Genomic DNA, 203 nt, shown 5'->3' with positions numbered 1-203 from the left:
GTGCGGGTTCGACCCCCGCCCTCGGCACCATATGCGCCCGTAGCTCAATTGGATAGAGCGTTTGACTACGGATCAAGAGGTTAGGGGTTCGACTCCTCTCGGGCGCGTTTTCTTTCGGGAAGTGGCTCAGCTTGGTAGAGCACCTGGTTTGGGACCAGGGGGTCGCAGGTTCAAATCCTGTCTTCCCGATACTTGTTTGGGGC

2 tRNA genes are annotated in these 203 nt (G+C 58.1%); both read left to right on the top strand.

Going from position 1 to position 203, the window contains the following annotated elements:
- The first annotated feature begins 33 nt into the window (after positions 1 to 33).
- Positions 34 to 107 (top strand) — tRNA-Arg (locus MR071_RS25425).
- A gap of 8 nt (positions 108 to 115) precedes the next feature.
- Positions 116 to 189: transfer RNA gene (locus MR071_RS25420), tRNA-Pro, on the top strand.
- The last annotated feature ends 14 nt before the right edge of the window (positions 190 to 203 follow it).

The organism is Bacillus cereus group sp. BfR-BA-01316, assembly GCF_022664195.1.
In the GTDB taxonomy this organism is placed as follows: domain Bacteria; phylum Bacillota; class Bacilli; order Bacillales; family Bacillaceae_G; genus Bacillus_A.
Note: the sequence above shows the minus strand (reverse complement) of the source record. Positions and strands in the feature narration are given on the sequence as shown.